The following is a 19,669-nucleotide window of genomic DNA, read 5'->3' as shown; positions in this document are numbered from 1 at the left end:
GCCCACATGCACAACCACGCCCTCGCCGCGTGATCAGACACGACCGCAGCCCGGCGTCAGCACGCCACCACACAGCCTTCTGCAACACGCTTTAGGCCCGCCTGGACCTCTGGCCGAAAAGATGAAGACGGCATTCGCGGCTTGGGAGCTTGCCCAGATGCGCAGCGGAGAGACGCCTCATCTGCATAGTGGCCACTCGAGGAACGACACATTCCGGCCTACGGAACGAGCATCCGTACCTCCACTGAAGAATCGTCCGCGCAGGGTAACGCCGCATCGTCAGGACTTCATCGGGCGTGTCTCCGGACGGACCGCTTTCATGTGTCGTCATGAGCGCCGTCTCACACGGCGCAGGCGGCCCGCTCCGGACCGCGGACGCGGTCCGCACCGCTCCTTTCCGGCCCTCCCTTGATGACAGGGGCATGATAAGCACGGAGGGATGGGCATAGTTCTGAGGCCCCCGGAGAACCTGCGCCCGGCCACTCCGCCGATCGCGGCCCCTCCCCGCTCTCGGTTCGGATCGAGCCGAGTCCCCCACGAGTGAAGGGACAGCAATGCCGCACTCCTCATGGCTGAAGGCGACCGGCGCCGCCTTCGCGGTCGCCCTGGTCACAGCAACAGCAGCCCACGCCGCACCCGCGCCCGCACCGGAGTTGACCGCAGCAACAAGCGTGGCTGCCGTAGTGACACTCCACTACGACGACAGCCGCGCAGGCGGCTGGGAAGCGGCGATCGCCGCCGGAGTCGCCTCGTGGAACCGGAACGTCAGCAACGTCAGGCTCGTCGAAGCCGCACCCGGCACCCGGGCCGAGATCCAGATTGTCGCCACCAGTGGCTGGCCGCAGGCGACACTCGGACCGGTACGCCCGGGTGGCCAGGTGCGTGTCGAACTCGGCAGCCAGGCGGTGTCCGAGGGCTATGACAAGACCCGCATCGCCGCCCACGAGATGGGGCACAGCCTGGGCCTGCCCGACACCAAGCCCGGCCCGTGCTCCCAGCTGATGTCAGGGTCGGCCGCGGGCACCAGTTGCACGAACGCGGTTCCGAACGCGACTGAACGATCCCGCGTCGAGTCCGCCTACGCCGGCGGCCTCGCCTCGCTCGTTCCCGCCGACGGCCGCACTCTGGTGGACGCGCCTTAGCCGGCGGGACGACCATCGCGCGAGGTGTCCGGCCCACTCCGTGGGGTCGGACACCTCGCGCGCGTCGGATCACACCGCTGTCGCCCGATCCGGGTCGTCAAGGGGGGTGTTGACCCTCAGCCACCGGTAGCCGTACGGGTCCAGCGCGACATCGACGAGGCCGGCGGCCGCCGACTTGAGGGTGTCACCGGTGAAGACATCGGTGAGCAGCCGGCCGCCCCTCAGTCCCGGGACCTCGACGGAGGCGGTGACGGACCGCTCGGAGAAATTGTGCAGCACGAGCACCGCGCCGCCCTCCAGCAAACTGAGGTGGACCAGCACGCCCGGATCGTCCGCGTCGATGACCCGGTAGTTACCCCAGGCCAGCTCGGGGGTCTCCCGGTAGCGTTCGATCAGCGTCCGCATCCGACCCAGCGGCGAAGCCGGGTCGTGCGCCTGGTCATGCGCGTTGACCTTCGTCGGGCCGAACGCACCCGTCACGACGGGATTGGGCAGCTCCACTCCCTCCCCCGCGGTGAAACCGCCACTCTTGTCGGGCGTCCACTGCATCGGGGTGCGGACGGCCTGCCGGCCCTCGGCGGCGAGGTTCTCGCCCATGCCTAGCTCCTCGCCGTAGAACAGCACCGGTGTGCCGGGCAGGGAGAAGAGCAGGCTGTACGCCAGTTCCACGCGCCGCCGGTCGCCGTCGACCATCGGCGGCAGGCGGCGGCGCAGGCCCCGGTCGTAGAGCTGCATGTCCTTGTCGGGGCCGAAGGCGGCGAACACCTCGGCGCGCTCGTCGTCGTCGAGTTTGTCGAGCGTGAGCTCGTCGTGGTTGCGGACGAACGTCGCCCAGTGCGCGTCGCGGGGCGCCGCGGGGCGCTCCCGGAGAGCCGCCGCCAGAGGGGCCGCCTCGCCCCGCGCCATCGACAGGTACATCTGCTGCATACCGATGAAGTCGAAGCACATGGTCAGCTCGTCACCGCGGGAGGACTCCGAGTCGCCGAAGAACTTCGCGGTGTCCGGGTAGGGCAGGTTCACCTCGCCCAGCAGCACCGCGTCACCGCTGCGACGTCCGAGGAAGGCCCGCAGGTCGGCGAGGTACTCGTGCGGGTCGGGCAGCTGGTCCGCGTCCTCCTGGCCGTCGGTCTCCAGCAGGAACGGCACCGCGTCGACCCGGAATCCCGACAGTCCGAGCTGCGTCCAGAAGCCCATGATGCGCGCTATCTCGTCACGGACCGCCGGGTTGGCGACGTTGAGGTCGGGCTGCTGCTTGTAGAACCGGTGCAGGTAGTACTGCTCGGTGGTCTCGTCGTGCTCCCACACGCTCTTCTCGACGTCGGGGAAGACCACACCCTCGGGGCCGTCCTCCGGCGGGCTGTCGCACCAGACGTACCAGTCGCGGTACTTCGACGTGCGGCTGGAGCGGGCGTCCTGGAACCACGGATGGTGGTCGGAGGTGTGGTTGACGACCAGGTCGGCGATGACCCGGATGCCCCGGTCGCGGGCGGTGCGCACGAACTCGGTGAAGTCGCCCAGCGTGCCGAGCCGGGGATCGACGGCGTAGAAGTCGGTGATGTCGTAGCCGTCGTCGCGCTCCCGCGTCGGGTAGAACGGCATCAGCCACACGCAGGTGACGCCGAGGCGCACCAAGTGGTCGATGCGCTGTGTCAGGCCGGCGAAGTCGCCGGTGCCGTCGCCGTCGGAGTCCTGGTACGTCTCCACGTCCAGGCAGTAGACGACCGCGTTCTTCCACCACAGGTCGGAGGTGCGGGTCAGCCTCATCGGACACCCTCCGCCACGGCGGCCGGGGGCCGGGTGACATCCAGCTGCGGCAGCACCTTCGCGCCGAACGCGTCGATGAAGGCGCTCTGCTCCTTGCCGACGTGATGCAGCATGACGGCGTCGAAGCCGAGGTCGGCGTACTCCTGGAGCCATGCCGCGTGCCGGCCGAGATCGTCGGAGATGTTGACGGACTCCGCGACCCTGTCCGGAGAGACGTGCTCGCTGACGTTGTCGAACAGCTCGGCAGAGTCGAGGTCCCAGCTCGCCGGCGGCCCGTGCACGTTGGTGCGCCACTGGTCGTGGGCGAGTTCCTGGGCGGTTTCCAGGTCGGGGGCCCAGCTGAGGTGCACCTGGAGGTGCAGCCGGCCGACGCCGCCCCCCGAACGGTAGGCGTCCACGATCCGGCGCAGTCTCTCGCGCGGCGCGTTCACCGTGATCAGGCCGTCCGCCCACTCCGCACACCACCGCGCGGTCGCCTCGCTGCACGCGGCCCCCACCAACGGTGGCACCGTCTCCGGACGGGTCCACAACCTGGCCCGATCCACGGTCACCAGCCCGTCGTGGCTCACCTCCTCGCCGCGCAGCAGCGCCCGGATGATGTCGACGCACTCGCGCAGCCTCGCGTTCCGGACGTCCTTACGCGGCCAACGGTCGCCGGTTATGTGCTCGTTGGACGCCTCGCCGCTTCCCAGCGCCGCCCAGAAGCGGCCTGGGTACATCGCGGCGAGGCTCCCGATCGCCTGCGCGACGATCGCCGGATGGTAGCGCTGGCCCGGGGCGTTCACCACTCCGAAGGGGATCCTGTCGGTGGCCTGGAGCGCCGCGCCGAGCCAGGACCAGGCGAAGCCGGACTCACCCTGCCGCACGCTCCACGGTGAGAAGTGGTCCGAGCACATCGCGGCGGTGAAGCCCGCGCCTTCCGCGCGCACGACGGCTGCCAGCAGGTCGGCGGGAGGTACTTGTTCATGGGAGGCGTGGAATCCATAGACGGTCATGGGATCCGCGTACCCGGCACCGGAGGGATCATCGGTCGCCGTCCCCGGCCGCTCGGCTCAGTCGTTGCGCCGGTGCACCCGCGCCTCCCACGGGGCGAGCACCAGGCGGCCGGGCCGCGGGGGGACCGACGGACCGTTGCCCAGGACGAGTTCGGCGCCGTCCCATCCGGCGGGCATCACGGCGGAGGCGGTGTCGCCGGTGAAGTTCCCGACGACCAGGAGCACCGTGCGGCCGTACCGGCGGGTGAACGCGTAGATCCGCTCGTCGTCCGGCAGCAGCATCGTGAAGTCACCGTGCACGACGGCCGGTTCCTGGTGCCGGAGGGCGATCAGCCGACGGTAGTGGTGGTAGACGGAGTCGGGATCCGCGAGGGCCGCTTCGGCGTTGACCTCGGTGTGGTCCGGGTTGACGGGCATCCACGGGGTGCCTGTGGTGAACCCCGCATGCGGGGACGCGTCCCAATGCATGGGTGTACGGGCGTTGTCGCGGCCCATCGCCCGTAGTCCCGGGAGGACGTCTTCGGATTCCGCCCCCGCGCGCAGCGCCTCCGCGTAGTGGTTCAGGGACTCGATGTCCCTGAAGTCCTCGATGGTGCGCAAGGGCGCGTTGGCCATGCCGAGTTCCTCGCCCTGGTAGACGTACGGCGTGCCCCGGTGCAGGTGGAGCACGGTCGCGAGCATCGTCGCGGACCGGGTCCGGTGGCTCGGTCCGTCGTCTCCGAACCGAGAGACCACCCGGGGCTGGTCGTGGTTGTTCCAGTACAGGCTGTTCCACCCGACGTCGGCGAGGCCGGACTGCCAGCGGCCGAGCGAGGCCTTGAGGTCGGTGAGCCGCAGCGGGCGGGGATCGAACTTGCCCCGCCCGTGGTCGAGCCCTACGTGCTCGAACTGGAAGACCATGTCGAGTTCGGCACGCGCCGGGTCGGTGAACAGGCGGGCCTGCTCGACCGTCACCCCGGGCATCTCCCCGACGGTCAGCAGCCGGCCCGGGTACCGGGCGATCACCTCGCGGTGCATCTCCTGGAGGTAGTCGTGTATGCGGGGTCCGCAGACGAAGTAGGGCGAGCCGTCACCGTACGGCCCCTGTTCGTGCACCTCGCCGTCGGGGAGGGCAGGGTCCTTGGAAATGAGGTTGACGACGTCCATCCGGAAGCCGTCCACGCCCCGGTCCAGCCACCAGCGCATCATCGCGTACACGGCCCGACGCATCCGGGGGTTCTCCCAGTTGAGGTCGGGCTGCTTCGGCGAGAAGAGATGGAGGTAGTAAGCGTCGCTCGCCGCGTCCAGCTCCCAGGCGGAACCGGAGAAGAAGGAGCCCCAGTTGTTGGGTTCGCGTCCCTCACGTGGCGGACGCCACCAGTACCAGTCGCGCTTCGGACTCGCCGGGTCGCGTGACTCCTGGAACCACGGATGCTCGTCGGAGGTGTGGTTGACGACCAGGTCCATGACGAGTTTCATCCCGCGCTCGTGCACGGCGCCCAGCAGCCGGTCGAAGGCCGCCAGGTCACCGAAGACGGGGTCGATGTCCTGGTAGTCGCTGATGTCGTACCCGTTGTCGGCCTGCGGGGACGGGTTGACGGGCGACAGCCAAAGCACGTCGACGCCGAGCCCGGACAGATGGTCCAGGCGCCCGGTGAGGCCGTCCAGGTCGCCGATGCCGTCACCGTCGGAGTCGGCGAAGCTGCGCGGATAGACCTGGTAGACCACCGCGGACCGCCACCACGCGTCCTCGGCGTGCCCCATGCCGTCGGCTGCCATCGGTGGACTCCTCTCGCCCGGGGTTGGGGAACGTGAGTCTCCTTTCCCCGAAGGCTGAGGTCATACCGGTCAGGGCGGCATCGCCGGCCGGGCGCCCCGGCCCCCCAGGACGAACCGACCCGCTGGGGCCCATCCCTGCGCGCACCGGCCGGCGCCTTCTCGGCGACTCCCGCGCGAGGCATGTCGGACCCCGCCCCTCAGCGGTCCCGTACCGGGGGGCAACAGCGGTCCGCTTCGAATCGGCAGGGGTCCAGGGACCTGATCGCTCCGTGCACCACGAGCCGGAGCCTCGTACCACGCCCAAGGAGACAACCCGCCTCACGGTGCGCGCCCGCCCTCCTCCCTCTCGGCCTGGTCGAGCTCGTGGAGCCCCCTCTCCCAGCGCAGACGGCGAACCTCGGCAGACTGCTCCCACCAGGGATCACCCCGCTCACCGAGCGCCACCTTCGCGGTGTTCACGCGTTTCCGCGCCCGGCCCTCAGCCTTCGCGTCAGCGGCGCGGCGTGCGGCAGCCACCCCGCGGCGCGCCGCCATCAGATGATGCCGTAGGCGGGAGGCGACGTCCTCGGGGATCTCCGGATCCGTCGCACGCCATCGGCGGTGGTCGACGACCACGTATCTGCCGTCCGGAGTCCGCTCCGGGTCCGCAGGAGGGTTCATCCGGTCGATGCTGTCCTGCGGCTCGGACGGATGACCTCAGGACACGCGGTCAACCGCCATCTTCCCCCTGGTCCAGGACGCCTCGTTCTTGATTCTCCGCGCGTATCCGTGAGTTCGGCGCGTACGCGATCAGTCCGCTTCCCTGAGCCGGAGGTCAGGGGCGCCTCATGGCACCCGTCCGGCCGGGTGCCACACGAGCGGGACGGACCTCAGCGGGCGCGACGGATGCGGATCGGGCCGCGGACCTTCGAGGGCTCGACGGGGCTACCACTCTGGGTGATCTCCACCTCACCGGCCTCGACCATCCGGGTGGCCGCGCGACGTGCCGGCTCCATCAGCGCGCGCCAGCCGTCGCCCTCCCCTTCGTACACCGCCCGTGCGGCGTCGGAGGGGCAGATCGTGGCTTTCGGATCACGCCGCTCCAACAGCTCCAGAATGGCCCGTTCCAAGCGTCGGTCCATCTGCCGCTCGTCGTCCTCCACTCCCCCAGTGTCGCACCCGGCTGTTCTCGCGCACGCGCACCCGCTGCCGGCCCTTGAAGCGTTGGCTGTACTCTCCCCCCGCGCCAGGCTGACGGACTGCCGTCGTAGGCGTTGCCCCTGCTGAGGAGGAAGAGATCGATGCCGACCTCCCCTACCGAGTCCTCGTTGTCGGGGCCCCACAGGCGTGCCCCCGGCCGGCATTCGATCATTCCGCTGACGTCGGTCGACATGGAAAGATCCTTGCGCAGGCCAAGAATTAGCACCTCCATTTCCCGGACTCGCGCGTTGCCGGTCGAGCCACGAGCTCGGCCAACTGTGCGCGGCTCCGGTCAACCAGAACACTCGGTGGCTAACCACGACGCTCCTTACCGTGTTGGCGGGTTGATTCCGGTCCTTCGCGCGATCGGCGTGCGCGAACGCATGGACCTGCTCGGCGGCCGGCTGGATGCGGGCCCCGAGGCTCGGGTCTGGCGGCTTACGGCCGAACTGCCCGCCTTCGCACCCGACATGGAGCCCCAGCTGTGATCCGCATCCTCGTCGTCGACGACCAGCAGCTCGTCCGCATGGGGCTGCGCATGCTCTTCGAGCAGGCTCAGGACATCGAAATCCAGGGAGAGGCGGACAATGGAGCAGAGGCAGTACGACCGGCTGAACGCCTCACTCCCGACGTCGTCCTCATGGACCTGAGAATGCCCGGCATGGACGGCATCACGGCCACCAGCATCTAGGCGACGCGCCCTGCCACCCGGGTCGTCGCCCTCACCACGTTCGACGACGACCGGGCGGGTCCGGCCGGAGCTGCTGCGCGTCCTGGACCTGGTAGGCGACGCACCCGCGCTGATCATGAACCACCGCATGGACGTACTCGCCGGGAACCGCCTCGCCGGACTCCTCTACGGCCGTCCGATGCCGGGCCTGAACACCGCCCGGCACATCTTCCTTGAGGAAGCCGAGCGCGGCCTGTACGCGGACTGGGAGAACTGCACCCTCGACGTGGTCGGGCACCTGCGCCTGGCCGCTGGCAGGATCCCCGCCTGGCCTCACTCATCGGCGAGCTGGCGATGGGCAGTGAACGCTTCCGCCGCCTCTGGGCTCGCGCGGACGTGCGCGCCCGCACTCATGTACGCAAGGCGTACCGGCACCCTCTGGTCGGACTGCTGGAACTGCACCATGAGAACTTCGCGCTGCCGAACGAATCAGGCATCGAGCTACTGGTGCTGTTCGCGGCCCCCGCCAGCCCCGCCGAGGACGGACTACGACGCCTGCTCGCCAACCTGGGCGCTGAGAACGGCAATGCACATCCCCCAGTGAACGCCCAGATCCGCGGGTAACTCAGCGCCCCCCACCGCCGGAATCCCCACCACGCATGAAGCCGGAATGGTGAGCGCACGTCGCGTGGCCCATCCGAGCAAATTCGCGGACGGGAGATGCTCAGCTACCTCGCCGTGGCTCCTCCCACCAAAGCCAGCGCGGCAGCCCGCCTGCCCGCACTGCAATGCGCATTGAGATCCATCGCCGCTGGCCACGTACACATCCCTGCCGGCCTGGTCAAGAGCGACAGGACACGGTGGAAGAAGATCGGCTCGCCCGCATGTGAACCGACAGGTTGCCGACAACCTGGAGAAGATCATCACGTCGCTCGAAGACGACGGCCAGTCAGACACCGGTGAGGCGGCCGCCGATGCCTCCTGAGCCCAACCCCGCACCGCTCATCGCCGCCGCACGCAAGCGCCGCGAACTCACACCCGCCAAGGCCATCCAGGCCCTGCGAGAACTCGACCGCACCGGAGCTCCGGATGTCTTTCGGGGGCGTTGCCCGGCGCGCGGGCATCACACGTTCCTGGCTCTATGGCCAGCCTGACATCCGAGCGAGATCGAACGACTTCGTGACACGACTCGGTGTTCCCCCTCGCCGCAGATCCCTGCGGCTGAACGCTCCGATGCCTCGCTGCACGCACGCCTGAAGCGGCCCTGGAACGGAACCGGCAACTTGTGGAGGAGATCCGAGTCTGCGTCGGCAACTCGCTCACGCGCTCGGCAACCAGCGGGCATCCACACGCACAGGCGCTGGTGGCCAGCTCTGATACCCCGTCATCCGCAGCAGCGGTACGTGCGTGAACGCATCCCCGTTTTGAATTCCTAGGACCCCTAGTTTATATCTAGGGGACCTAGGATCATTGGGAGGACGCCATGGCGCGGGCCAGGCTGACGGCGGAGCGAGTGACGATCGCGGGCGCCGAGCTGGCGGACGAGGTCGGGCTCGACCGGGTGACCATGTCGCAGGTGGCGCGGCGGCTCGGCGTGAAGGACGCGAGCCTCTACACGCACGTCCGCAGTCTGGAGGATCTGCGTGGACGGATCGCGCTGCTGGCGGCAGACGAGAAGACCATCCGTATCGCCGAGGCGACCGCCGGGCGGTCGGGCAAGGACGCGCTGGTCGCGTTTGCGAATGCCTGGCGGGAGTACGCCCGCCAGCACCCGGGCCGTTACATGGCGACGCAGACCCCGATCCAGATCGACCCTGAGCTGGCCGCAAGAGCACCCGGACCGCGGCGCGCGGTCGAGCTGACCTACGGCATGCTGCGCGGCTACGGACTGGCCGAGCCCGATCTGACCGACGCGGTCCGGTTGCTGCGCAGCACATTCCACGGGTTCGTCGCCTTGGAGGCTGCGGGCGGGTTCGCTCACAAGCGTTCGCCGCAACACTCATGGGTCCGCGCCCTCGACGCCCTGCACACCCTCCTGGAGCACTGGCCCTCGTCCCGAGAAGGAGACTCCTCATGACCGACCCGACCATCGGCAGCCTGCGCGTGAACGGCGCGACTCTGCACTACGAAGTGCGCGGTCAGGGCCCGCTCCTGCTGCTGATCCCCGGAGGGGCGGGCGACGCGGCCTCCTACGACGGCATCGCCGACGACCTGGCCGCCGAATACACGGTCGCTGCCTACGACCCGCGCGGCATGTCCCGAAGCACGCTGGACGACCCCGAGACCGAGCAGCACGTGGCCGAGCACGCCGACGACGCATTCCGAATGCTGGAACTGCTGTCTCCCGGTGAGCCCGCCCGGGTGTTCGGCGCCAGCTCGGGCGCGATCGCCGCCCTGCACCTGCTCACCACCCATCCCGAACGCATCGAACGCGTCGTGGCGCACGAACCGCCGATGGTGGAGGTCCTGCCGGACGCCGCCGAACATCGCACGCTCATCGCGCGCGTGCAGGAAACGCTTCACACTCAGGGGCTCATGCCGGCGATGGCCGTGTTCGCCGCAGGGCTGAAGAAGGACGGCGACACCACCGAGCCGAAGGCCGAGCTCAAGCTTCCGCCGCAAGCAGCGGCGCGGGCCGAGCGGACAATGGCCAACCTGCCGTACTTCGTCGGGCACATCGTGCCCAGATTCATGTCCTACGCCCCGGACATCCACCGTCTGGAGGCACTGTCGGACCGGCTCGTACTCGCCTGCGGCCAGGACTCACGTGGCGAGCTGCCCTACCGTCCTGCGGCTCTTTTGGCCGAGCGTCTCGGCACGGAACTCCAGCACTATCCAGGCGGGCACACAGGCTTGACCACGCACCCCGCCGAGTTCGGCGAACTCCTTCGGAAGGCCTTCCGCGCCTAGACCCGAATCCCCTCGTCCTGCCCAACACCACCGAAGTTGGTCACTGAATGTCACATCCGCAACTAGCTCTCCCCGGGGAAATCCTCGTGGGTGGGCGCGGACGCATTGGTCTAGGCATTCGCCGACTGGGGCATGTCCGGGCTGACCGTGAGGGGCTGGGCGCGGCCGAGCGGGGCGAGGGGCCACCGGTGGACTGGAGACTGCTCCAACGGAACGCCGACGTACTGGGTCCGGTTCAGCTGGCCACGTTCGAGGATCTGGTCAGGGCGCGGGAGGTGCTGCTCGGTCTGCGGGGTTCATGGGGCGTGGGGCCGCTCCTCGGCCCCCATGATCTCCCTGAGCCTCTCCCCCAGACAGTTCGCCGAAAGCCTGACCGTCTGCCTCGAACTCCTCTTCGACCAGCTGTACGAAGCGCTCATGGAACAGCTCGAACAAGACTCGTACATCTCCCGTACGCCGGGCGACGAAACCGGCGCGGTCGGCTTCATGGAGACCTGGCTCCGCACATTGCGCGAACAAACCGCAGCGGCGGCTGGGTGAGCATCGGAACGCAGCCATCTGCGGCCTCGACGCGGCACACGGGGCCGGCCTGTCACATGCGCGGGCGCGGCCAGGGGTCATGCTGCGCGGCGGAGGAGTCCGGGCGGCGAGCGGGCGGGATGACCCGCTCCAGCTCCCTACCCAGCCGCTGGGCCTCACCACGTACCTGGGCCAGGGTATCGCCCCGTTCAACAATGAGACGGTTGTAGATCGGGGTCTCCTGAAACACGGGCGGTCTGCCTTCTCGATCGGATGGAAAGTGCTGGTGCCGTCGAACCTGGTAGCCGGTGGATCTGCGGCTGCAGGGTGTCCGCGGCCCTGACCCGAACCGAGGCCTTGAGCTCCAAGGGCCAGTCTTCGCGCCAGCGCGCAGATCTGGTCGGTGGGCTGTCCACGGGCATGCTTCGTGGACAGGGGCGCGACGCTAGGCCGAGGCGCTCCGGGCCGGAGCGGTGACGGGTTCTCTGGAATCCGGGAGGGAGGCGGCTCGCTGGAGCGCCTGGCGCAGGTGCCACAGCGTCACGGCCGGCAGAAGCCCGCCGAGGCGGTCCGCAGCCCTCAGGTGGGAAACCGCGACCGCCAGTTCGGCCCTGATATCGGAGCGGGTGGCGTCGTGGAGGGTCGCTGCGACGCCGTCCAGGAGGTCGGCCAGTTCGGCCCCTCCGGGGTCTTCCGGCACCTGACCGCCCCAGCTGGCGATGATCACCGGAGCATCCTCTCGCATGTCCGGGGCGTGGCGGGCACGTTCGGCGAGGGCACTCCTCAGTAGGGCCCACGACATGCGCATGCCGCATACCGCGCGGTGTTGAGCTGTCCGGTCCGTCACGGCCCGCTGCCACAGCCCGGCTGTCAGACGACGCGCGTCCGCCCAGGAGGAGGTAGGCGCGTGAGTCGCCAAACCAGGCGGACAGCAGCCACGGGGATGAGCACCGCGGCGACGGCCGGCGCGCTGCCGGCCGTTGGCGAGTGGGCTGTGAGCGTGGCTGTCAAGTCCCCTACCGTGCGGCAGAGTTCGCGCTCTACGCTCACGAGGTGACGTACATGAGCTGGTCGGACCTGCTGCGGCAGGGGACGGCGGACCCCACCTTGACCTTCGCCCGCGAGAAGTGGGCTCAGCCGGGAAAATTCGTGTGGGTGGCCGCCCGGGAAACGATCACGGCCCCCACCGGAAAGGAGTACCCGCTCTGCGCCACGGTGTACTTCAAGGATGCCGACGACGTCGTCAAGCCCTACCAGCCGAGCATGGACGGGATGACGGAGGCTGACGACTGGTACGTAGGGGTCTCCGGCCCGCCACCTGAGTAACTTCGGAGTCGACGTCGTTTCCAGGCCGCAGGACCAGGGCACCCGGTGTGACGCGACGTCGGTATCGGTCGGCCGGTCGACCGGTTCAGGCACGAGGAGTAGTGCGCCCATCCGGGCCGGTCTGGTCCCGCGACTGGATCCAGGACTGGGTGGATGCGTTCGAAGGTGCTGCGTCCCGTGCGAGGGTCCAGTACCGCGACCCGCAGCGGCACCCGGGCGGCGGTCCGGAGGCGGGCGAGCCAGGTGTGGTCGGGGACCAGGATGTCGAGCTTCCGGCCACCGGGTGAGCGCCGCGGGGTCAGGCCAGACAACGGCAGCCAGGGTGTATCCGCCGTCCGTCCCCCGTGCCCGGGCGTGGACCAGGAGGCCGTTTCCGTACCGGCGGCTATCTTCCCCGTACACGATCGCCTTGCCGGAGGCGGAGCGGACCAGTTGTGTGAAGGTGTCCCAAGCCGTGAGGTCAAAGCCTGTGCGCTGGAAGAACCCCGTCAGCCGCTGCATCTCGGCCTGCCGCTCCTGCAGATCGGCCTGCCGGTTAAGGGCCCGCTGCTCGGCGGCCCGGCGGCGCCGATCTGCGGCTGCACTCTCCTCGCGGCGGCGCTCGGCGGCAGCCGCCTGACTGGCGGCTTCGGCGTCGGCCTCCATCCGGGCACGGGCCAGCGCCCGTTCCTCGTATGCGGGCGCCGTCCACCAGACCGTGCCGTTCACCCCCGTGTGGACGCGCACCCACCCTTGGAGGATCCACGCGAGGGCATCACCGAGCGGACAGGTGATGTGCTCCCACTTCGCCTTCCCCTTCACCATGCGGGGCGTCCAGGTGTAGCGGGCCACCCCGTGCCGCACCGTCCAGGGATCGCCTCTCTCGGCTGGGGCGCGGACTCTGAGCGCGGGCACAGCGCGCTCCCAGGGGCGGCCGTGCAGGCCGACCCAGCACACCGCGACCCCGTCGCGCGCGTAGCGGTCCGTGCGCATCCGCGCTTCGTCCGGCGTCATCGGGGACAGCTGCGCCTCCAGCGCCATAAAGGGCCGGCCCTGTTCGTCGAAGACCAGCACGTCGGCCCGCCAGTCCCGCAGCTCGCTGCTCACCTCCAGCTCCGCCCGCCACCCGGCCGCCCGGGCAGCCACGGCCAGCTTCAGCTTCAGCTTCAGCTTCAGCTTCAGCTTCAGCTTCAGGAGATGATGCTCCGGCGACTCGTTCGCCAGCTCGCAGTCCAACGGCCGCACCTGGTGGTAGAAGTGGCGCAGTCCGTGCCGGGAGGCCCGGGCGAAAACCCTCCCGCCGCAGGTTCTCGGGGGATGTGTAGTGCTCGATCAGGGGATGGCGCTGGGTGATGGGGGCCCCGGCCAGGGGGTCGGAGTCAGTCCGCGGTCTTGGTGAAGTCCAGGTCGGCATGGCGGACGGCGTGGGAGGCGGTGGAGACCGTGGCGCCGAGCATGCTGATGCAGCCGAAGAGGAGGAAGGTGGGGCCGGCGCCCCACCTTTCCACCAGGAGGCCGAAGAGCGGGAACATCACCGGGGTGATGCCGACCGCGCTGAGCGCCTGGACGGACGCGACCCGGCCCTGGAAGGCGAGGGCGGTGTTGGCCTGCATCAGGGCCAGGGCCAGACCGCCGCAGAGGCCGGAGACCAGGCCGGAGACGAGCGCCACGGCGACCGCGAGGGTGAGGTTCGGCATGACGCCGATCAGGCCGATGCCGGCGGAGGCGACGAGCAGGGTGATGTTGTGCCAGTGGCCGGCCCGGGGGAAGCGGCCGCGCACGATGAGCAGGAGCGAGGTCGTGCAGACGCCGGCGCTGAGGGCGGCGTTCACCCAGGCACCGCCGGAGGGGCCCCAGCCGCGTTCCTCGGCGAGCATGATGACGCCGATCGCCATCGGCGGGATACAGCCGATCATGGAGAGCAGGCCGGAGAGGACGAGCGGGCCGACGACGGGCTCGTGGCGCAGGTAGACGATGCCGTCGACCAGGTCGCGGCGGGCGGTGGAGTCCGCGGCTGGCTGTTCCTCGGGCGGCAGCGGGGCGAGCCGGACCGCGACCAGGAGGAACAGCGAGAGGGTGAACAGGACGCCGGTCACGGCGAACGCGGCGGCGGGACCCCCGAGCCCCATCGAGAACCCGGCGAGTGGCGGACCGGCGATGTGGCCGGATCGCTGCACCAGATTGCGCAGGCTCTGCACCCGCATCAGCTGGTCGCGGCCGGTGAGCCGGGGCGGCATCGCTCCGACCGCCGGCATGAACAGGGCGTCCACGACGCCGAAGACGAGAGCGAGCGCGACGAGCAACCAGAGGCCGGGGGTGCTGAACGCGAGCGCCGCGGCGGCCGCGAGGATCACCACAGCGCGGACCGCGTCGGAGGAGATGACCACCCTGCGCGGGCCGAACCGGTCGGCGATCACTCCGCCGCCGAGCATGAGGACCGCCCGGGGTATCGCACCGACCGCCATCACCAGGCCGACCTGGGCCGGTCCGGCCACCCTCTGCGCGGCCCAGCCGAGCGCCACGAAGTAGGCGGCGTCGCCGACCACGGAGAAGGTGTAGGCGATCAGCCAGCGCAGGACGTTGCCGTCCCGGTGCACCGGAGTGGAGGGGGTAACGGCCACGGCGGGGGCGGGCCGGGCCGTGGGATGGATAGGTTCATCTGCTCGCGGGGTCACAAACGCGCATGATCTCCCACAACATCGTCCCCATACAACGGAATTGCCGGCCGGATCGTATGATCCTGCGGCGGCGGGCCAGGGCCGCTACCAGCGGCTACCAGCGGCTACCAGCGGCTACCAGCGGCTACCAGCGGCTACCAGCGGCTACCAGCGGAGCGGAATACTCCGGAACGTCACGGATGAGGAAGCCGGGACCGAGCTGCCGGTGGGGCCGTCCGGGGTGAGATCCGGGAAGCGCCGGGGCCGGCGAACCAGACTTCTTTGCCACTATGCACTGGTGGGCCCGGTTGTCGCCCATATCTCGACCGCGGCGCCGTGAACGCCGGCCTCACCCTGCTCAGGGCCTCGCCGAGCCGGGCCGGCCGCGTGTGCGGCCACCGGCTCGATGCCGGGTACTGCCTCGCCACGACCGCCCCGTCACAATGTCACGAACCTGTTCGAAGACCGCTGCTGCTAGGTGCGATCGATCGGCAGCAGCGCTCCCATGAGGCACGATCAGCGGGACATTCCGAAACCCGGGGGACTTCTCATGGCTCACACAGTTCGTTCACGCCGTACCACCGCCGCACTCGCCGCTCTGTCGATCGGCATCCTGGCCCTGACCGCATGCAACGGTGACGGCGAGAACGACGTCGCCACCCCGGGCACGCAGGCGAGCCCTTCCGCTACGGGTACGGACGAGGGCACCGACATGCCCTCGTCGGCCGACCCTGGTGACAGCGGCAGCGGGAAGTCCTCCGACAGCCCCAGCACCCCGCCGTCGTCGCCGAAGCCCGGGACCGACGACGATCAGGACGGAGGTGTCGGCATGTGCGAGACGGCCGACCTCTCCTACAACGTCACCGTCGCGTCCAGGCCGGTCAACCACGCCTTGCTGACCGCCAGCAACAAAGGCAGCGACCCCTGTCTGCTGTCGCCGAACGAGCTGGTGATCACGTTTCCGGGGCTCGACGGCGCCGCCGGGCACATGGGACCCGCCGGCAAGGACTGGATTCTCAAGCCCGGCGAGAGCGCGTATGCAGGGATCATGTTCTCGCGCGCCGACACCGCGGGTGGCAAGAGCGCCGACAAGGTGGAAGTGGCACTCGCCGCTTCCGAGAGTCCGATGACCGTTCCGGTCAACGATGGCCCCGTCACGGTCAACGACAGCCAGGTCACCAGCTTCTTCGGTACCGCCGAGGACGCACTCACCTACTGAGCGTTTTCGGCGTGGCCACTGATCGAGTGACGGGCTCGACGCCCGCGACGCACGCGGCTCCTGTGACGCTGGGGGATTTTTTTCCGAAGTCTCACCCCCCAGCGCAGGAGCCGCGTTGGTTCTGCGGCACGCGACCTGCTCCGCGCTCTGGTCGAGCGGGCCACCATGCTCATCGTCACCGGTGAGGGTGACGCCGCAGCTGCAAGCTCCCACCGCACCAGCGTGCTCTGGTCGCGGAGCGGAACCGGCTCGACGTACTGGCCGTCACCGTCTCCTGCCGGAGCAGTCCATGGACTGCGGCCCGGTTCGACAGACCCAATCACCGCTGCGCACCGTACCCATCGACACCCCCCGTCGGCGCCTGCCGGATCACGACTCCAGTTCATGCTGGCGATCGCGTCTTCCTCCCGGGCCAGACTGCCGGAGGTCCGCCCGTACCTCGGACAGCACCCGCCCAATCAACTCCCCCGTTAGTGATGCAACCGCATCTGGAGATCTGTGGCAGTGGCGCGTGACGACGACGTGGCCCATCAATCGGCGGATCTCCGGGACGCTCAGGGGGGTCATGTGTGGGGCTGGGTGCTACTCGCGGGAGTCATGTCCCTGGTAGCGGTGGCGGTGCTACGGGTACGACACCAAATCGCGGGGCCGGAACGGTGGCCGTATGGCGGCTCGCATGTGAAGCCAGGTCGAGGGTGCCGCAGGATCGTCGCCATGCCGCCACCGTATACAGGCACTGCTTCCCGGATCTCCTGACGTAGGTGGGGTGTTGTGGTCAGGCTGGCTTCATGGGTCGTGGTGATCTGACGAATGCGGAGTGGGATCGACTGGAGCCGTTCTTACCTCCTGGTGGTGCGCGTGGTGGCCGGTGGAGCGATCACCGCCCGGTGATGAACGAGGTCTCCACTGAGAGCGGACCGGTGTCCAGTGGCGGGATCTGCCGGAGCGGTTCGGGCCGTGGGAGACACCCTATAAGCGTCATCGTCGCTGGTCAGCCGATAGAACGTGGCAGATGCTGCTGTCCCGCGTCCAGGCAGCCGAGGACGCGGCGGGCGCGATCGACTGGGATATTTCGGTGGACTCGACAGCCGTGAGAGCTCACCGGCACGCGACCGGCGCGAGGAAAGCGGCCCCGGCCGCCGTTCCTCAAAGGGGGGCCGTGCGGCGGGGGCGAACCAGGTCGATCCCACCAGACCAGCCAGCACCCCACACACCAACAAGCCCCCTTCCAGCGTCACCCGCCCCGGAAGAGGGTCGGACCTGCCCGCCGCCACGAACTGGGGGCGCGCCGGCAGCCCCCGCCCGCGGGCCCGAAGGCGGGGGCTGCCCGGGGGCGGGGGCGGGGTGTCAACGGCTTTGACTCGGGGCCGGGGTCTGCGGAACGGGCTTTGGGGGCAGGGAAGCAGAACCCTGTGACTGACCGGCAGCCGTGGTGGTGGTCTGTCCGGAGGGGAACGATTTCAGGTTGGCGACCGTGCTGGCGAGGCTCCCGGTGAACGTGGCCCGAGTCGCTTCATTTCTCTCCCTCGCCATTCGATCCTGGCTCTGCACTACGGTAGCGACTCCACGTTGTATGTAGTCGCGGAACGCTCCGGAGAATGCGGCGCCGGCCGCCGGCCCCGGGGCATCCGGGTTCGCTTCTGCCAGGGCCTTCCAATGTCCGTTCTCCTTCGTGGCAAGCGTCTCGCACGCCTGGTCAAAGCTCGGACTGTCGAGAGGGACATCACAGAGCTCCAGGATCTCCGGCCGCTGAAAGAATTCCCTGATCCCCTCGGAGCCTTTGTCTCCGAACACGGCATAGAGAAGAGTGGCGGATTCCCCGACGACGTTACCGAGCTTCCTGGGGGCCTCGTCACCCGCAGTACCGTAACGTTTCTGTATATCCTCGATGAGACCCGAACGATCGTCTTCCCCTGGCTTCGCCCGTGATTTCCCCAAGTCAATGAGTGCCTTGAACATGTCTGCTATGCCTCTTTCCGGAGATCCGGCTGGATGTGTGTCCGGTACAACGCACGGAGGCGGCACGGAGGTTCACCCGGGGTGCCGGCGGAGCAGCGGGCGCACCCGCCCCGGGGAACCGGGCCCCGTCCGCGGCACCGGCAGGCAGCAGGGATCGGGTGCCCGGGCTCGCATCCAGCCCCACTGGCCGTGCAGGACGTTGTGGCCGATCTCCATGCTGTCCATGTCGCCACGGACAGACCGGCGGTGCCGAGCAGCCACGCGGGCGGGAAGACCGAGAACAGCAGCAGCCCCTGCTGACCAGCTCGAGCTTGCGCTGCGCCGAGATGACAGCACGCAAGGGATGATGGGGATGGAATGACGGAACGTGGTCAGGAGATTCCATGACGAAGCGGGTTCACCGACCGCGTGAGGACGCGGAGTTCAATTTCATCCTCGGGATGAGCGGAGTTCCGGTCCTCGCATACTTCACCGGGACATGGCCCAAGGCGATCGAGCCCTGCCGGGTGATGGACCTCGTCGTGGGCGGCATCGCCGACGACTACGCGGGCCGCCTGACGGCCGTCCGCGCCGACATCACACGCTGCCCGGCCGCAACCGAGCGATACGGCATCACCGGAGCCCCGTCCTACGTCCTGCTCAAGGGAGGAGAGGCGGTGGCGCACGGCACGGGGCCCATGACCAACACCGAGATACGGAAGTTCCTGGACAGCCATCTCTAAAGCTGCCACTGAACTGCCGCTGCGGGACACGTGGCCGCAACGCCCGTCTCGGCTCGTATATAGGAGCTGCGCCCGGGCTACGAGCTATCCGACCTGGAGAAGGCGTACTGGGACGAAAAGGAGGCCGCGGAGGACGCGATCCGGCAGTCGGGCCTTGACCACTGGACTATTTCAAGCCCGCCTTCTACATGGACAACTTTCTCCCGCCCATGCAGGGCTTCATGTTCCCCGAGCTGTCGCAGGACAAGCTGGTCACCGCTGCGAGCCCGCAAGCCGTGATGGCGCTCATTAACTCGGACGACTTCGGAGCATCGGTCGCCGCTGCCGTGGGCGAGCCCGGCAAGTTCCACGAAGCCGAGATTGATCTTGCGGGCGACGCGCTGACGCACCCCGAAATCGCGGACATCCTCTCCAATGCCTCCGGCCGCGAGATCACCGCCGCCTTCCTCTCCTGGGAGGAGCAGGAGCAGCGCCGCGGCGCACCCATGGCGGACAGTCAGGTCTGGAATAACCTCGTCGGCTACCCCGCGTGCCCCCACCACGCAGACCGCTACGGCCTGACCACGACCACCTTCGAGCAGTGGGCAGCGCAGCAGGACTGGACCGACCCGGCCGCCTGAACTCGGCCAGCCTCCAGCTTCACCAGCGCAACGGTGTTCCCGGCGCTCTGCGTCACCGAGGAGCCCGGCGCCAAGAACCGTCCTGGCGTTCCTCCCGAACCACCCCGACGAAGGCGTCGGCACGCTGGCCCGGGTCCGTACCAGCGAAGGCCCTGACGGCGACGACGTCGTCTTCGAGCGGTCCGCGGAGCGGCCGATGGGGCTGTGGGCCGAGGCCGGGGAGAACCTCCTGCGGATCGTGCCGCTGCTC

18 protein-coding genes and 3 pseudogenes are annotated in these 19,669 nt (G+C 69.1%); 12 read left to right on the top strand and 9 right to left on the bottom strand.

The window, feature by feature from the left end; all coding sequences use genetic code 11:
• Window positions 1-554 precede the first annotated feature (554 nt).
• Window positions 555-1,142, top strand: a complete 588-nt coding sequence (locus tag AB0C82_RS33755) for a snapalysin family zinc-dependent metalloprotease (protein ID WP_362849827.1) — start codon at window positions 555-557, stop codon at window positions 1,140-1,142.
• Window positions 1,143-1,211: 69 nt separating this feature from the next.
• Here the strand turns inward: AB0C82_RS33755 and AB0C82_RS33750 are convergent, their stop codons facing one another.
• From AB0C82_RS33750 to AB0C82_RS33730, 5 genes are all read right to left on the bottom strand, one after another.
• Window positions 1,212-2,906 carry an alpha-amylase family protein gene (locus tag AB0C82_RS33750; RefSeq protein ID WP_362849824.1) on the bottom strand — a complete coding sequence of 565 codons (1,695 nt, stop codon included), beginning with the start codon at window positions 2,904-2,906 and terminating at the stop codon, window positions 1,212-1,214.
• On the bottom strand, window positions 2,903-3,901 hold the full coding sequence (locus AB0C82_RS33745) for a TIGR03885 family FMN-dependent LLM class oxidoreductase (protein WP_362849821.1): 999 nt from the start codon (window positions 3,899-3,901) through the stop codon (window positions 2,903-2,905). Before AB0C82_RS33745 ends, AB0C82_RS33750 begins: the two co-directional genes overlap by 4 nt.
• A 57-nt stretch (window positions 3,902-3,958) precedes the next feature.
• Window positions 3,959-5,659, bottom strand: a complete 1,701-nt coding sequence (locus AB0C82_RS33740) for an alpha-glucosidase (protein WP_362849818.1) — start codon at window positions 5,657-5,659, stop codon at window positions 3,959-3,961.
• A gap of 318 nt (window positions 5,660-5,977) precedes the next feature.
• Window positions 5,978-6,319, bottom strand: coding sequence for a hypothetical protein (locus AB0C82_RS33735; protein WP_331726371.1), 342 nt, complete (start codon window positions 6,317-6,319; stop codon window positions 5,978-5,980).
• A gap of 209 nt (window positions 6,320-6,528) precedes the next feature.
• On the bottom strand, window positions 6,529-6,801 hold the full coding sequence (locus AB0C82_RS33730) for a DUF3253 domain-containing protein (RefSeq protein ID WP_362849815.1): 273 nt from the start codon (window positions 6,799-6,801) through the stop codon (window positions 6,529-6,531).
• 381 nt (window positions 6,802-7,182) lie between these two features.
• Here AB0C82_RS33730 and AB0C82_RS33725 point away from each other — a divergent pair, with 381 nt between their 5' ends.
• From AB0C82_RS33725 to AB0C82_RS33700, 6 genes and pseudogenes are all read left to right on the top strand, one after another.
• Window positions 7,183-7,326, top strand: a complete 144-nt coding sequence (locus AB0C82_RS33725; RefSeq protein ID WP_362849812.1) for a hypothetical protein — start codon at window positions 7,183-7,185, stop codon at window positions 7,324-7,326.
• Window positions 7,323-7,529, top strand: coding sequence for a response regulator transcription factor (locus tag AB0C82_RS33720; RefSeq protein WP_362849809.1), 207 nt, complete (start codon window positions 7,323-7,325; stop codon window positions 7,527-7,529). Before AB0C82_RS33725 ends, AB0C82_RS33720 begins: the two co-directional genes overlap by 4 nt.
• A 115-nt stretch (window positions 7,530-7,644) precedes the next feature.
• A pseudogene (locus AB0C82_RS33715) lies at window positions 7,645-8,132 on the top strand (hypothetical protein).
• Between the two features lie 859 nt (window positions 8,133-8,991).
• A complete protein-coding gene (locus AB0C82_RS33710; protein ID WP_362849806.1) occupies window positions 8,992-9,585 on the top strand; it encodes a TetR/AcrR family transcriptional regulator in 594 nt (197 codons plus the stop codon).
• Window positions 9,582-10,418, top strand: a complete 837-nt coding sequence (locus AB0C82_RS33705; RefSeq protein WP_362849803.1) for an alpha/beta hydrolase — start codon at window positions 9,582-9,584, stop codon at window positions 10,416-10,418. The genes AB0C82_RS33710 and AB0C82_RS33705 overlap by 4 nt, the downstream gene beginning before the upstream one ends.
• Before the next feature lie 327 nt (window positions 10,419-10,745).
• Complete coding sequence (locus AB0C82_RS33700) at window positions 10,746-10,958, top strand: hypothetical protein (RefSeq protein WP_362849801.1); 213 nt, start codon at window positions 10,746-10,748, stop codon at window positions 10,956-10,958.
• A gap of 424 nt (window positions 10,959-11,382) precedes the next feature.
• On the opposite strand, the gene AB0C82_RS33695 is transcribed toward AB0C82_RS33700, so the two are convergent.
• Window positions 11,383-11,664 (bottom strand): hypothetical protein, encoded by a 282-nt coding sequence (locus AB0C82_RS33695; protein ID WP_362849798.1) that lies wholly within the window; start codon window positions 11,662-11,664, stop codon window positions 11,383-11,385.
• 335 nt (window positions 11,665-11,999) lie between these two features.
• Between AB0C82_RS33695 and AB0C82_RS33690 the strand changes: the two genes are divergently transcribed.
• On the top strand, window positions 12,000-12,263 hold the full coding sequence (locus AB0C82_RS33690; RefSeq protein WP_362849796.1) for a hypothetical protein: 264 nt from the start codon (window positions 12,000-12,002) through the stop codon (window positions 12,261-12,263).
• 1,358 nt (window positions 12,264-13,621) lie between these two features.
• Here AB0C82_RS33690 and AB0C82_RS33685 read toward each other — a convergent pair.
• Window positions 13,622-14,863, bottom strand: a complete 1,242-nt coding sequence (locus tag AB0C82_RS33685) for an MFS transporter (protein ID WP_362849794.1) — start codon at window positions 14,861-14,863, stop codon at window positions 13,622-13,624.
• A gap of 586 nt (window positions 14,864-15,449) precedes the next feature.
• Between AB0C82_RS33685 and AB0C82_RS33680 the strand changes: the two genes are divergently transcribed.
• Together AB0C82_RS33680 and AB0C82_RS33675 are read left to right on the top strand one after the other, a co-directional pair.
• Window positions 15,450-16,118 carry a DUF4232 domain-containing protein gene (locus AB0C82_RS33680; protein ID WP_362849792.1) on the top strand — a complete coding sequence of 223 codons (669 nt, stop codon included), beginning with the start codon at window positions 15,450-15,452 and terminating at the stop codon, window positions 16,116-16,118.
• Window positions 16,119-16,906: 788 nt separating this feature from the next.
• Window positions 16,907-17,244 (top strand): annotated as a pseudogene (locus AB0C82_RS33675) (transposase); the annotation flags it as partial.
• 221 nt (window positions 17,245-17,465) lie between these two features.
• On the opposite strand, the gene AB0C82_RS33670 reads toward AB0C82_RS33675, so the two are convergent.
• Together AB0C82_RS33670 and AB0C82_RS33665 are read right to left on the bottom strand one after the other, a co-directional pair.
• Entirely contained in the window at window positions 17,466-18,077 is a 612-nt protein-coding gene (locus AB0C82_RS33670) for a hypothetical protein (protein WP_362849789.1), read from the bottom strand.
• Between the two features lie 168 nt (window positions 18,078-18,245).
• Window positions 18,246-18,417: pseudogene (locus tag AB0C82_RS33665) on the bottom strand (acyl-CoA desaturase); the annotation flags it as partial.
• A gap of 43 nt (window positions 18,418-18,460) precedes the next feature.
• On the opposite strand from AB0C82_RS33665, the gene AB0C82_RS33660 reads away from it, so the two are divergent.
• Window positions 18,461-18,799 carry a thioredoxin domain-containing protein gene (locus tag AB0C82_RS33660; RefSeq protein ID WP_362849786.1) on the top strand — a complete coding sequence of 113 codons (339 nt, stop codon included), beginning with the start codon at window positions 18,461-18,463 and terminating at the stop codon, window positions 18,797-18,799.
• 161 nt (window positions 18,800-18,960) lie between these two features.
• Window positions 18,961-19,419, top strand: coding sequence for an NmrA family NAD(P)-binding protein (locus tag AB0C82_RS33655; RefSeq protein ID WP_362849836.1), 459 nt, complete (start codon window positions 18,961-18,963; stop codon window positions 19,417-19,419).
• The last annotated feature ends 250 nt before the right edge of the window (window positions 19,420-19,669 follow it).

The sequence above is a fragment of the Streptomyces sp. NPDC048560 genome (genome assembly GCF_040650955.1).
Classification (GTDB): domain Bacteria; phylum Actinomycetota; class Actinomycetes; order Streptomycetales; family Streptomycetaceae; genus Streptomyces.
The sequence above is the reverse complement of the archived record's forward strand: the minus strand, read 5'-3'. Positions and strand labels throughout refer to the sequence as shown.

Coding starts and splice junctions, on each gene's coding strand:
- AB0C82_RS33755 (WP_362849827.1), top strand. CDS start 555: ATGCCGCACTCCTCATGGCTGAAGGCGACCGGCGCCGCCTTCGCGGTC.
- AB0C82_RS33750 (WP_362849824.1), bottom strand. CDS start 2,906: ATGAGGCTGACCCGCACCTCCGACCTGTGGTGGAAGAACGCGGTCGTC.
- AB0C82_RS33745 (WP_362849821.1), bottom strand. CDS start 3,901: ATGACCGTCTATGGATTCCACGCCTCCCATGAACAAGTACCTCCCGCC.
- AB0C82_RS33740 (WP_362849818.1), bottom strand. CDS start 5,659: ATGGCAGCCGACGGCATGGGGCACGCCGAGGACGCGTGGTGGCGGTCC.
- AB0C82_RS33735 (WP_331726371.1), bottom strand. CDS start 6,319: ATGAACCCTCCTGCGGACCCGGAGCGGACTCCGGACGGCAGATACGTG.
- AB0C82_RS33710 (WP_362849806.1), top strand. CDS start 8,992: ATGGCGCGGGCCAGGCTGACGGCGGAGCGAGTGACGATCGCGGGCGCC.
- AB0C82_RS33705 (WP_362849803.1), top strand. CDS start 9,582: ATGACCGACCCGACCATCGGCAGCCTGCGCGTGAACGGCGCGACTCTG.
- AB0C82_RS33700 (WP_362849801.1), top strand. CDS start 10,746: ATGATCTCCCTGAGCCTCTCCCCCAGACAGTTCGCCGAAAGCCTGACC.
- AB0C82_RS33690 (WP_362849796.1), top strand. CDS start 12,000: ATGAGCTGGTCGGACCTGCTGCGGCAGGGGACGGCGGACCCCACCTTG.
- AB0C82_RS33680 (WP_362849792.1), top strand. CDS start 15,450: ATGGCTCACACAGTTCGTTCACGCCGTACCACCGCCGCACTCGCCGCT.
- AB0C82_RS33670 (WP_362849789.1), bottom strand. CDS start 18,077: ATGTTCAAGGCACTCATTGACTTGGGGAAATCACGGGCGAAGCCAGGG.
- AB0C82_RS33660 (WP_362849786.1), top strand. CDS start 18,461: ATGACGAAGCGGGTTCACCGACCGCGTGAGGACGCGGAGTTCAATTTC.